Raw genomic sequence first — 11,814 nt, forward strand, 5'->3', positions numbered from 1 at the left:
TTCAGTGGCGATCACGGTCGCGTTCCTGCACATGTCGCGACCAGCTTTCGCTGAACCATGGCGTCAAAAGCGACACATTGGCATCGCGATGAGAGCGGGTGAGACCGCCATCGGCTTCGACGCAGGTCCAAACCGTAAACCCCGTCAGCTGGTGTTTTCCAAAGGTCTGGATCAGCGGAATGTCAGCGGCGTCGCGGCCCCGGGCAACGGCAATGCGCCCCGCACGGCGCGCATTGTTCTTGGCGTCGAACGTGTACCAGCGATCGCCGAGAAAGACATCGAACCAGGCATTGAAGTCCATCGGCGCCACTCTGTTCTCGGTTTCAAGGTCGGCCATGTAGCCGTTGACGTAGCGCGCCGGCATGTTCATGCAGCGGCAAAATGCGATGGCAAGGTGCGCATAGTCACGGCTGACGCCGAGGCGATCCTCGTGGGCTTCGAGCGCCGTGCGCATCGCCTGGGCGTAGCCGTAGCTGAACACCAGGCGCGCATGCACATAGTCGCAGATCGCCTGCACCCGCGGCCAACCGGGCGCCACCTCCCCGAAAAGCCTCCAGGCAAGCGCGCCCAGCCGATCGGTTTCGCAATAGCGGCTGGCGGCCAGATAGGGCAGCGTGTTCGGTGGAAGCTTCTCGACGGGCACGGCCTGCGCCTGCGGATCGGAAACGTCAGGCCGGCCGTCGTCTTCGATGACGGCATCATAGCTGAGCTTGAAGTCCCCTTCCGGCGCGATCATGCGCAGGCACGCATTGCGGTGCGGGTCGACAATCTCCTCCATCTTGACGATCGGCGAGGTTACGGGGCCACGTTCGCGCCGGATGTCAGGGCGCTTTTCGCTGGCGACGGAAAGATAAGTCATCATCGGTGTCGGCTGGGGGCAGCGGATGCCGATCTCATAGCCAAAGCGCACGAACATCTCCAACCTCCCTCGTTCGGCAGGAATGTTTCGCGAACCCTTTTGTTCCCGGGATCGACGGTGAAATGGCGCTACCGTCGCCAATTGTGAACTCACGCAAAGAGAAACACCCGGCCGCTTCGATCCGGGTACGAATGGAGGGCACACGAACCACGGCGAGGCGCCGTAGCGCACCCCTTAGTCGCCCCAGAACGACGGCACTTGGCGGCATTCCTGCCCGTCTTCCTGCCCGGTCGATTTTATGCCCGAACGCGGCAGGCGACAACCGCATTCGGCGAGCCGTCCGGCGCCGCAGGAACACGGCACCGCCGGGTTTTCCGGCTTTTCAGACGGGTCGCATTGCCGTGCGGAAAGGTGGCCCGAGTGGTGCGTTCCCGCCCTACCAGCCAACGACATCCTTGAACGAATACCACCAGGAGCCGATCGTCGAATACTGCGCACGGAACATTCGCCCGCCCGGGAACGGGTACCAGGGCAGTTTCTCGAACATGTCGAAGCGCGTTGCGTCACCGTCGATCGCCTCGGCAAGCGTGCGCCCGAAAAGATGCGATCCCGTCACGCCATGGCCGCTATAGCCGTGAGCGAAATAGATATTGGCACCGATGCGGCCCATCTGCGGCACGCGGGTAAACGAGAGCGCGAAGTTGCCGCTCCAGGCATAGTCGATCTTCACGCCTTTCAGCTTCGGGAAGACCTTTTCCAGATTGGGCTTGAGCTTGGCCACGACGTCCGCCGGGTCGGTGCCGCCATAGACCGTACCGCCGCCGAAGATCATGCGCTTGTCCGCCGACAGTCTGAAATAATCGAGGATGTATCGCACGTCCTCGACGCACATGTCGCTGGGGATCAGCGAATGGGCGAGCTCCTCGCCGAGCGGCGCGGTGGTGATCATCTGGGTGGAAACAGGCATCACGCGCGAGACGAGCTTCGGCACCGCATCGCCGAGATAGGCATTGCCGCAGAGAACAACGATCCGCGCCGTGACTTCGCCACCGGCGGTATAGACCGTCGGCCTTGCCGCCTCATGGTCGACCCGCGTGACCGGTGACTGTTCGTAGATCGTGCCGCCAAGGCTTTCCAAGGCGCGCGCTTCGCCGAGCACCAGATTGAGCGGATGCATGTGGCCGCCCGTCGTATCCAGCATGCCGCCGCAATAGGCGTCGGAATTCACCAGCTTGCTGAGCGCGTCGCGGTCGAGAAGCTGATGATCGTCCATGCCGTACTTGCGCCAGAGCGCCTGCTTGGCTTCCAGTTCCTTCATGTGCGCCGGGGTGTAGGCCGCATAGATGTTGCCCGGCTTCAGATTGCAGTCGATCTGATACTGGCTGACGAGCCGGCGGATGATCTTGCCGCCCTCCTGCACCAGCCCGCCGACGAAGCGGGCTGCGTCCTCGCCGTAGCGGCGCTGGATGGTCGCAAGGCTGGCGTTGAGACCGTTGACGACCTGGCCGCCATTGCGCCCCGATGCGCCCCAGCCGACCTGCGCGCCCTCGACGACGACGACCTTGTAGCCTTTCTCGGCGAGATGGATTGCCGTCGACAGACCGGAATAGCCGGCGCCGACGACACAGACATCCGTCTCGACGCGCCCTTTGAGCGAAACCGGCGTGCGGATGATGTTGCGGGAGGAGGCGTAGTAGCTCGTGGGATAGCTGCCGTCGCCGGCATAGGATTTTTGGTTTCTCGACATCACACGATTTCCAGGTAAGCGCTGAATTCATAGTCCGTCACCTGCTCGGCAAAGCCGGCGATCTCCTGCCTCTTGCAGGCGATCAGCATCGAGCGCAGCGTCGGATCGAAGATCTCGGCGGCAATCGGCCCTGCCTCGAAGGCATCGACCGCCTGCCCCCAATCGGCGGGAATTTTGGGCAGTTTCTCCGCCGTATAGGCCCGGCCCGTCACCGGCGCCGAGGGTTTCCATTTGTTGCGGATACCGACGAGAGCCGCGCCGAGGATCGCGGCGATGACGAGATAGGGGTTAGCGTCAGCGCCGGCCACCCGGTGCTCGATGCGGCGCGCTGCCGGATTGCCGCCGGGGATGCGGATCGCCGATGTCCGGTTTTCATAGCCCCAGCACACGGCCGTCGGCGCGTGCGTATCCGGCCGCAGTCGACGGTAGGAATTGAAATGCGGCGCAAACATAAGCGTCGTTTCCGGCATGCCGCGCAAAAGGCCCGCGACGGCATTCTTGAGGACCGCCGACCCTTCGTCGCTGCCGTCGTTGAAGACATTGTTGCCATCAGCGTCGAGCAGGCTGAAATGGATGTGCATGCCGTTGCCCGAGCGGGTGCCATAGGGCTTGGCCATGAAGGTCGCCGCCAGCCCGTGCTTGCGGGCGACGCCCTTGACGATGCGCTTGAAGAAGATCGCGTCATCAGCCGCCTTCAAGGGATCGTCGGTGTGCAGCAGGTTGATCTCGAACTGGCCGATGCCATTCTCGGCGATCGCCGCATCCGCCGGCACGTTCTGGCGGGCACATTCCTTGTAGACGTCGGAGAAGAACTCGCCGAAATCGTCGAGTTCGTCGATCGACAGGATCGCATCGGAATCGAGCCGCTTGCCGGTATAGGGCGAAATCGGAGGCACGGCGCTGTCGGGCTCAGGGTCGATCAGATAGAATTCCATTTCGGTCGCGACCACGGGGCGCAACCCCAACTCCTGATACTCGCGTACGATCGCCGCCAGCGCCTGGCGCGGATCGGCGAGGAACGGCTTGCCGTCCTCGAGCAGCAGCCACAGCGGCACCAGAGCACTTGGCCGCGAGGTCCAGTTGACCGGCAACGCGCCGCGCCCGGTAACGGCGCAGATACCGTCCCTATCGCCGCTAGCAAACACCTGCTCGCTGTTGATGATGTCTTCGCCCCAGACGTCGACGCCGACGATCGACAGCGGCATGCGGATGCCGCCCCCCAGCACCTTGGAGGCCTGCTCCACGGGTACACGCTTGCCGCGCATGATACCGTTCAGGTCGCAGACCACGGCCTGGATGCTTTCGATAGGGCCGTTCTGCTCCAGCCAGGCCTTGAAGGCGCTCGGGTCTTCCGCGTCGAGGGACATATCGCAAATCTCATTTTGTGATCACATTTGCAGAAAGTTGACATAATTTAGAAGTTGGAGTCAACCTCGACGGATGTTATCAGCCCGCGATCATTCCCGCGTGGCAGAAGGAGCCTGCTGATTTGAAGACCCCATCGCTGCCTCTTCTCGACCGGCCAGAGGGCATGACCACGCATGACTATGCCTTTGCCAGGCTTCGCCAGGCGATCATGGTCGGCAGCTTCCGCCCCGGCACTTCGGTCACGATCAGGGGGCTTGCCGAAGCGCTGGAGAGCAGCCCGACGCCGGTGCGCGAGGCCCTGCGGCAGCTCACTTCCATCGGCGCTCTGCAATTCCTTGAAAACCGCCGCATCGTCGTGCCGCGCATCACGCCCGCCCGTTTCGAAGAGCTGATATCGCTTCGCATCGCGCTCGAGAGCCATGCCGCGCGCCGAGCCGTCGCCCATCTTTCGGAGCGGCAGATCGAACGAATCTCAGCGATCGACGACAGCATCGAGGACGAAATCCAACGCGGCGACCAGGTGGCGGCGCTGATCGCCAACCAGGCCTTCCACCGGACGATCTACACCGCCAATCCGGACCAGATCGTCATGCCGCTGATCGAAAGCGTCTGGCTGCAACTGGGTCCGATCCTCGGCATCGCCATGGAGCATGTGAGCGAACTCTATGTCGTCGACCGCCATCGCGAGGCGATCGACGCCTTGCGCCGCCGCGACGAGGATGCCGTTGCCGATGCCATTGCAGCCGATATTCGCGAGGGTATCGGCGGCTTCGACCAGCAGGCCGTCGCGCGCCTGCTGAAGCTTGCAGCCTGACATTAAACCAACGCCATCAACTGAAATTTTAGTGTGGCTAAAATTTTCATTGACAAGCCGCGATCGCCGCAGCAAAGTTCAGGAAATACAAGTGCATAGCCCTGAAATCCTAGCGATTTCCGGGCGTGTATGTCTGTACCCACGCAGGAGATCTTCCCTTGGGGGAGGATGTGGGATGAGGGGGATTTCACAGTGGATTCGCAGTCTCGGCCGGGTGATCCGGCATCGGAGCTTCCTTCGCTCGGCGATCGGCTGCGCGAGCGGCGCAAGGCCCTGAAGCTGACGCTCAAGGAAGTTGCCGATCGGGCCGATTTCTCTGTGGGCTTCATCTCCCAGATCGAGCGCGGCATCACCGTGCCGTCGCTGACGTCGCTGGTCGCGGTCTGTCGGGTGCTGAAGGTCGAGGTCGGGACATTCCTCAATTCGCCGAGGGTGGCAACGCCATTTACCCGCCACGATCAGCGCCGCGCCTATGCGCTCGCTGGGTCGCCCGACAACAACATATCCTATGAACGCCTGTCGGCTTCCTTTCCCGGCAGCGTTCTGCGCAGCACCGTGGTGCACACACCGCCCGGCCACCGCAGCGAAGCCATGACCCACGAGGGCGAAGAGATGTTCTTCGTTCTCCAGGGCGCACTGACGATCGAGATTGATGGCGAAGAGACGGTGCTGGAAACGGGCGATTCCGCACATTTCCTGTCGGGTCTGACCCACCTCACCTGGAACCACACCAGCGAACCGACGGTGATCCTGCACACCTGCACGATGGATGTCTTCGGCGACGCGCAGGCAATGGAGACGCCGGAAGGCGCATTCGCGGTAACACGCGCCGAGGACCGTCGCAGTGCCTCGGCAAGCCCCGGCAAGGGCGCCGGATAGGATCGCCCTACAGCGCCGCGCGTCTAATTAGACGCGTAAAGGTCGCTGTAGCGCTTTGAATTGCTGCATGCGCAAACGCGTCAGCAATTGCGCCCATCAGATCACCAGCCTTTCGTCTGGACGCCTGCGTCTAGCGACCGCCGCGCGTCGATCGACGCCCGAACACGAGAGCGACGCGCGGCCCCTCACCTCACCCACAACCCTGCCGGAACCAGAACTGGAAACGCCATGAAAGAACAGACGAAAGCACGCCTTGCCGCCCTGCGGACCAAGATGAACGAAACCGGCAGCGGGCTGGTGGCACTCGCCCCCGGATCGCACATGGATTGGTTGATCGGCTATCATCCGCATCCCGACGAACGCCCCTGCCTGCTGCTGATCGGCCCGCAGAAGGAAGCCTTCCTGATGCCGGCGCTCAATGCCGAGGGCACCCGCGAACATACGGATATCGATTTCTACAACTGGTCCGATGCCGAAGGACCAGTTGAGGCTCTGACTTTGGCGCTTGCCGGGATCGGCGCGGAAAAGCCCGGCCGCGTGGTGATCGACGAGACCATGCGCGCCGATTTCGCGCTGCTGCTCATCGACAATCTGCCCGAGGACACTGCCCGCGACTTTACACCTGAGACGCTCGGTGCCCTGCGCATGCGCAAGGACAGGAGCGAATACGAGCTGCTGAAGATGAATGCCGGCATCGCCGATCGCGCCATGCAGGCGGCCTTCGCCAAGATCCGCCCCGGCATGACCGAGAAGGAACTGGCCGCAGAAATCCGCTCGCACTTCTTATCCGAAGGTGCGGCACCGGCCTTCTGGATTGTCGGCGCCGGCGGCAACGGCGCTTTCCCACATCATTCCGCCAGCGAACGGGTCATTGCCGAAGGCGACGCCGTCGTTATCGACATCGGCGGCCGCAAGCAGGGCTTCCCGAGCGACATCACCCGCATGGCGATCGTCGGCCGCGCACCGGAAGGTTACGGCCAGATCCACACGATCGTCGAGCGGGCCGTTCAGGCAGCGCTCAAGGCGGCTCGTCCAGGCGTTCTCGCCAAGACCGTGGACGATGCAGCACGCAAGGTGATCGCGGACGCCGGCTACGGCGAATATTTCGTCCACCGCACAGGTCACGGCATGGGCATCGACGGCCACGAGCCACCCTACATCACGGCAACGTCGGAAACGGTTCTGGAGGAAGGCATGGTCTTCTCGATCGAACCCGGCATCTACCTGCCCGGTCGCTTCGGCATCCGGCTCGAGGATATCGTCATCCTGCGCGCGGACGGGCCGGAAGTGCTGTCGTCGCTGCCGCGCGACGCCCATATCGCGCAAATCTGATACGGAATTTTGGGGCGCCCTCGGGCGCCACTTTTCTTTGTCCCTGCCACACACTGGCCGCTACAGCGCCGCGCGTCTTATTAGACGCGCAAAGGTCGCTGTAGCACTTTGAATTACTGCATGTTTTTATCCTTAAATCGAATACGGTTTAAGGAAACATGCAGTAGGCTATTGCGCGTAAGTCTTCTTGCGGCCGTCGGATTTGCCGCTGGCAGGCTGGTTCTGCGGCCGTTGCTGATAGACCGGTTCCCGCCTCCACTCTGGCGGCCAGATCCAGAGATAGCTGCCATAGGGCGCGCGCTTGATGCCCTGGTAATACTCGCCCTTGCCCGTGCGCATCTGCGCCTCGGCACCGCTCGTAGCAGTGCCGGCAGCGATTGCGATCGCCGCCAGGGCCACGAGCAGACGTCCTGTTTTCTTCATCTTCGAACTCCTTGCTTCGCCATATCACTCCGTGCGGAGTGCCGGGTCAACCGACGCGTGTTTATAAGTTCCTGCTTGACGACTTCCCGCGCCTTGGTCATATTGATCAGATGTCAGACCAATTTGGCGCCGAGGGGGAGGCTGAATGACTGAACAAGCAAGAGCAGCGCTTCTGCCACTGCCGCCCGCCGACCGGGCGCAACAGGTCATTGCCGCGCTCGCCGATTACATCCAACAATCTGGCCTGAAAGCCGGCGATCGCCTACCGGCGGAGCGCGAACTGATGATGGCGCTTGCCGTCGGGCGCTCGACCGTGCGCGAAGTCATCCGCCATTTCCAGGCGCTCGGCGTCGTCGAAGCGCGCAAGGGCAGCGGCACCTATCTGCTGCGCGCCATCTCGGCCGGCACCGTGCATATGCCGCTGACGCTCGACGCCGGGCATCTTCGCGACGTGCTTTTGATGACGCTCGAGGTCCGCCGCGGCATTGAAGTCGAAGCCAATATGGTCGCAGCGCGCCGACGCACCGACGCAGACCTTGAGATCATCGAAGTGAAGCTCAATGAGATGGAGCGGGTGCACATCGCCAAGGGCACCTCAGGCCCGGAAGACCTCGCCTTCCACCTGGCGATATACGACGCCACCCACAATCCCTTGTTCCGGCAGTTGCTCGAACAGATGCGGGAAGCCTTCGAACGCTTCTGGGAAGAGCCCTTCGACCGTTCGGATTTCGCCCGCCGTTCCTTCCCATTCCACCGCACCCTCTTCAACGCGATCGCGGCAAAGGATCCCGATACCGCGCGCGAAGAAACGCTGAAAATCCTCGCAATCGTCGAGGAAGACATCAAGGAAATGTCCAAATGAACAACGGCTTCGATCCGTTCGACCACGCCTCTTTGATCGTCGCGCACGACGAGGGCAATGCCTTTGACGCCGTCGTGCCGCCGATCGTCCAGACCTCGCTGTTCACCTTCAAGGACTATGACGACATGGTCGCGACCTACAAGGGCGAACGCGTGCGGCCGATCTACACCCGCGGCCTCAACCCGACGGTGCGCATGTTCGAGGAGATGCTGGCGAAACTGGAAGGGGCAGAGGACGCGATCGGCTTTGCCAGCGGCATGGCGGCAATCTCCTCCACCGTGATGTCCTTCGTCGAGCCCGGCGACCGCATCGTCGCCGTCAACCATGTCTATCCCGACGCTTTCCGGCTCTTCGGCACCCATCTGAAGCGCATGAAGGTCGAGGTGACCTATGTCGACGGCCGCGATGAGGAGGCCGTCGCCAGGGCTCTGCCCGGCGCCAAGCTCTTCTACATGGAAAGCCCGACAAGCTGGGTCATGGACACCCATGACGTGGCAGCACTGGCAAAACTCGCAAAACAGCAGGGCATCCTCACCGCCATCGACAACAGCTGGGCGAGCCCGATCTTCCAGCAGCCGATTTCGCTCGGCGTCGATCTGGTCATCCATTCGGCCTCGAAATATCTCGGCGGGCACAGCGACGTGGTCGCAGGCGTCGTCGCCGGCTCGAAGGACCTGATTGGCCGCATCCGTTCGGAAGCCTACCCCTATCTCGGCGGCAAGCTCTCGCCCTTCGATGCCTGGCTCCTGATCCGCGGTCTTCGCACCCTGCCGATCCGCATGAAGGCGCACGAGCGTTCGGCGCTGACGGTAGCGCAGCGCCTGCAGGCCCATCCGCTGGTCGAGACCGTCTGCCATCCCGGCCTTGGCAACACCTTGCCGCCGGGCCTGTCCGGCACATCGGGTCTCTTCTCTTTCATCTTCCGCGACGGCGTCGATGTCAGACGCTTCGCCGACCACCTCGACCTGTTCAAGCTCGGCGTTTCCTGGGGCGGACACGAAAGCCTGATCGTGCCGGGCGAAGTCGTGCTGTCACAGAAAGCCCAGCCCAATTCCGCGGCCGCCTTCGGCATCTCACCGCGGTCCGTACGGCTCCATGTCGGCCTGGAGGGAACGGAGGCCCTCTGGAGCGATCTTGAAGCGGCGATGTCTGCCGCTTCGTCAGGCTGACAGGAGCGGGATGCCGCATCCCGCTCATTGCATGTGGATCAACCATCAAAAAACAAAGGGAACAAAAATGAGGAAACTGATTACCACCACTCTGCTTGCCACCCTGATGGCAGGAAGTGCACTGGCCGATACCAAGCTGAAGCTGGTCGAGGTCATCACCAGCCCCGAGCGCACCGAAACGCTGAAATCGATCGTCGCCAAGTTTGAAGCCGCAAATCCGGGCACCACGGTCGAGATCATCTCACTGCCCTGGGGCGAAGCCTTCCAGAAGTTCGCGACCATGGTTTCGGCCGGCGAGCTGCCCGACGTGATGGAAATGCCCGACACCTGGCTTTCGCTCTATGCCAACAACGGCATGCTTGAAAGCCTCGAGCCCTATCTCGAAAAGTGGGAGCACACGCCGGGCCTGACCGAGCGTACGCTCGAGCTCGGCCGCGACATCAAGAACACCGCCTACATGCTGCCCTACGGCTTCTATCTGCGCGCCATGTTCTACAACAAGAAGCTCTTGTCGGAGGCCGGCGTCAGCGAACCGCCGAAGACCATGGACGATTTCGTCAAGGCATCGGAAGCCGTCTCCAAGCTGCCGGGCAAATCCGGCTACTGCCTGCGCGGCGGTCCTGGTGGCCTCAACGGCTGGGTGATGTTCGGCGCGACCATGGCCGGCAGCAACAAATTCTTCAATGAGGACGGCACGTCGACCATGAACAGCGAAGGCTGGGTCAACGGTCTCACCTGGGTGATCGACCTCTACAAGAAGGGGCTGGCGCCGAAGGACAGCGTCAACTGGGGCTTCAACGAAATCGTCGCCGGCTTCTATAGCGGCACCTGCGCCTTCCTCGACCAGGACCCGGACGCGCTGATCGCCATTGCCGAGCGGATGAAGTCGGAAGATTTCGGCGTCACCACCATGCCGAAGGGACCGAGCGGCAAGGCCTTCACCACCATCGGCTTTGCCGGCTGGTCGATGCTTGCGGCGAGCCAGAACAAGGACCTCTCCTGGAAGCTGATCGAAACGCTCGAAGGGCCCGAAGGCAACATCGAGTGGAACAAGCGCACCGGTGCCTTGCCCGTCCACAAGGCGGCGGAAAAGGATCCGTTCTATGCGAGCCCGCAGTTCAAGGGCTGGTTCGACGAGCTTGCCGACAAGGACGTCGTTTTGACGGTCATGCCGACCTACCTCGAAGAATTCGCCTTCTTCAAGGATTCGCTGGCGATCAAGACGACGCAGGAAGCCCTACTCGGCGACATCACGCCGACGGATCTCGCCAACCAGTGGGCCGAGTACCTCACCAAGGCGCAGCAGAAGCACCTCGCCAAGAAGTGAGCCTTCGACCGGCGGCGGACCTCACCGCCGCCGGTCACTCGATATGTTGAGAACAGGGCACGCCAAAAAACCGGCGGCCGCACAGGGGAAATTTCGACCGATGGCCTATGCCGCCCGCCATGACGGCCTGCCCGCACGCCGGCCGCTGATGAAGCGTATCACCGATGGTGCTGCGCCCTATCTCTATAGCGCGCCGGCGCTGATCCTGATCGTCACCGTCATGCTGGTGCCGTTGGCGCTCGGCGTCTCCTACGCCTTCCGCGATATTCAGCTGCTCAATCCATTCTCCGGCGCCTTCATCGGCCTCGACCACTTCCGGGCGCTGTCGCAGGACCAGGCTTTCTACCGGGCGCTGCGCAACACGCTGTGGTGGACGGGCGCCTCGGTCTTCCTGCAGTTTTTCCTCGGGCTGATCCTCGCTTTGCTGCTCGACAAGCCGTTTTACGGCCGAGGCCTGGCGCAGGCGCTCGTCTTCCTGCCCTGGGCGGTGCCGAGCTTCCTGGCCGGTCTCAACTGGTCCTGGCTGTTCAATCCGGTCGTCGGACCGTTGCCACACTGGTTCTACGCGCTCGGCATCATGAGCGAGCCGTCCAACATCCTTTCCGATCCGCATCTGGCGATGTGGGGGCCGATCATCGCCAATGTCTGGTGGGGCATCCCGTTCTTCGCCATCACCCTGCTTGCCGCCCTCCAGGCGATCCCGCGTGATCTCTATGAAGCCGCCAGCATCGACGGCGCCGGCCCGGTGCAGCGGTTCCTGTCGATCACCCTGCCCTTCCTGGCGCCGACGATCGCCATCACCATTCTCCTGCGCACCGTTTGGATCTCGAATTTCGCCGACCTGATCATCGTCATGACCAATGGCGGTCCGGCCGATCGCACCCAGATCGTCGCCAGCTACATCTTCACCCAGGCCTTCAAGCGGCTCGACTTCGGCTACGCTTCGGCGATCGCGCTGGTGCTTCTGGCACTGCTGCTCGCCTACTCCATGCTGATTGTCATCCTGCGCCAATGGCTGCTGAGCAAGGATTGAG

Annotated in this window: 11 protein-coding genes; 7 read left to right on the forward strand and 4 right to left on the reverse strand. The window is 62.5% G+C overall.

The genetic code is table 11. The features are described 5' to 3' along the window. Window position 1: 1 nt before the first annotated feature. From ASD52_RS09425 to ASD52_RS09435, 3 genes are all read right to left on the reverse strand, one after another. Entirely contained in the window at window positions 2–916 is a 915-nt protein-coding gene (locus ASD52_RS09425; RefSeq protein WP_025428182.1) for a transglutaminase family protein, read from the reverse strand. Between the two features lie 379 nt (window positions 917–1,295). Then, entirely contained in the window at window positions 1,296–2,609 is a 1,314-nt protein-coding gene (locus ASD52_RS09430) for an FAD-binding oxidoreductase (protein WP_025428183.1), read from the reverse strand. After that, window positions 2,606–3,973, reverse strand: a complete 1,368-nt coding sequence (locus tag ASD52_RS09435) for a glutamine synthetase family protein (RefSeq protein WP_025428184.1) — start codon at window positions 3,971–3,973, stop codon at window positions 2,606–2,608. Before ASD52_RS09435 ends, ASD52_RS09430 begins: the two co-directional genes overlap by 4 nt. Window positions 3,974–4,095: 122 nt before the next feature. Between ASD52_RS09435 and ASD52_RS09440 the strand changes: the two genes are divergently transcribed. From ASD52_RS09440 to ASD52_RS09450, 3 genes are all read left to right on the forward strand, one after another. Continuing rightward, complete coding sequence (locus ASD52_RS09440) at window positions 4,096–4,788, forward strand: GntR family transcriptional regulator (RefSeq protein WP_025428185.1); 693 nt, start codon at window positions 4,096–4,098, stop codon at window positions 4,786–4,788. A gap of 192 nt (window positions 4,789–4,980) precedes the next feature. Further along, window positions 4,981–5,667 (forward strand): XRE family transcriptional regulator, encoded by a 687-nt coding sequence (locus ASD52_RS09445; protein WP_198956869.1) that lies wholly within the window; start codon window positions 4,981–4,983, stop codon window positions 5,665–5,667. A gap of 228 nt (window positions 5,668–5,895) precedes the next feature. After that, on the forward strand, window positions 5,896–6,999 hold the full coding sequence (locus ASD52_RS09450) for an aminopeptidase P family protein (RefSeq protein WP_038576383.1): 1,104 nt from the start codon (window positions 5,896–5,898) through the stop codon (window positions 6,997–6,999). A gap of 168 nt (window positions 7,000–7,167) precedes the next feature. Here ASD52_RS09450 and ASD52_RS38300 read toward each other — a convergent pair whose 3' ends face one another. Beyond that, the gene (locus ASD52_RS38300) at window positions 7,168–7,422 is read right to left on the reverse strand and encodes a hypothetical protein (RefSeq protein WP_025428188.1); all 255 of its coding nucleotides are present in this window, start codon (window positions 7,420–7,422) and stop codon (window positions 7,168–7,170) included. Window positions 7,423–7,567: 145 nt separating this feature from the next. On the opposite strand from ASD52_RS38300, the gene ASD52_RS09460 reads away from it, so the two are divergent. From ASD52_RS09460 to ASD52_RS09475, 4 genes are all read left to right on the forward strand, one after another. Next, window positions 7,568–8,284 (forward strand): FadR/GntR family transcriptional regulator, encoded by a 717-nt coding sequence (locus ASD52_RS09460; RefSeq protein ID WP_025428189.1) that lies wholly within the window; start codon window positions 7,568–7,570, stop codon window positions 8,282–8,284. Beyond that, complete coding sequence (locus ASD52_RS09465; protein WP_025428190.1) at window positions 8,281–9,453, forward strand: PLP-dependent transferase; 1,173 nt, start codon at window positions 8,281–8,283, stop codon at window positions 9,451–9,453. Before ASD52_RS09460 ends, ASD52_RS09465 begins: the two co-directional genes overlap by 4 nt. Window positions 9,454–9,520: 67 nt before the next feature. Beyond that, window positions 9,521–10,780, forward strand: coding sequence for a sugar ABC transporter substrate-binding protein (locus tag ASD52_RS09470; protein ID WP_057224009.1), 1,260 nt, complete (start codon window positions 9,521–9,523; stop codon window positions 10,778–10,780). 100 nt (window positions 10,781–10,880) lie between these two features. Further along, complete coding sequence (locus ASD52_RS09475; RefSeq protein ID WP_025428192.1) at window positions 10,881–11,813, forward strand: sugar ABC transporter permease; 933 nt, start codon at window positions 10,881–10,883, stop codon at window positions 11,811–11,813. The last annotated feature ends 1 nt before the right edge of the window (window position 11,814 follow it).

The organism is Ensifer sp. Root142, assembly GCF_001426785.1.
In the GTDB taxonomy this organism is placed as follows: Bacteria; Pseudomonadota; Alphaproteobacteria; order Rhizobiales; family Rhizobiaceae; genus Ensifer; species Ensifer canadensis.

Bases quoted from the DNA above. Each gene is read 5' to 3' on its own strand.
- ASD52_RS09425 (WP_025428182.1), bottom strand. From the start codon at position 916: ATGTTCGTGCGCTTTGGCTATGAGATCGGCATCCGCTGCCCCCAGCCG.
- ASD52_RS09435 (WP_025428184.1), bottom strand. From the start codon at position 3,973: ATGTCCCTCGACGCGGAAGACCCGAGCGCCTTCAAGGCCTGGCTGGAG.
- ASD52_RS09450 (WP_038576383.1), top strand. From the start codon at position 5,896: ATGAAAGAACAGACGAAAGCACGCCTTGCCGCCCTGCGGACCAAGATG.
- ASD52_RS38300 (WP_025428188.1), bottom strand. From the start codon at position 7,422: ATGAAGAAAACAGGACGTCTGCTCGTGGCCCTGGCGGCGATCGCAATC.
- ASD52_RS09460 (WP_025428189.1), top strand. From the start codon at position 7,568: ATGACTGAACAAGCAAGAGCAGCGCTTCTGCCACTGCCGCCCGCCGAC.
- ASD52_RS09465 (WP_025428190.1), top strand. From the start codon at position 8,281: ATGAACAACGGCTTCGATCCGTTCGACCACGCCTCTTTGATCGTCGCG.
- ASD52_RS09470 (WP_057224009.1), top strand. From the start codon at position 9,521: ATGAGGAAACTGATTACCACCACTCTGCTTGCCACCCTGATGGCAGGA.
- ASD52_RS09475 (WP_025428192.1), top strand. From the start codon at position 10,881: ATGGCCTATGCCGCCCGCCATGACGGCCTGCCCGCACGCCGGCCGCTG.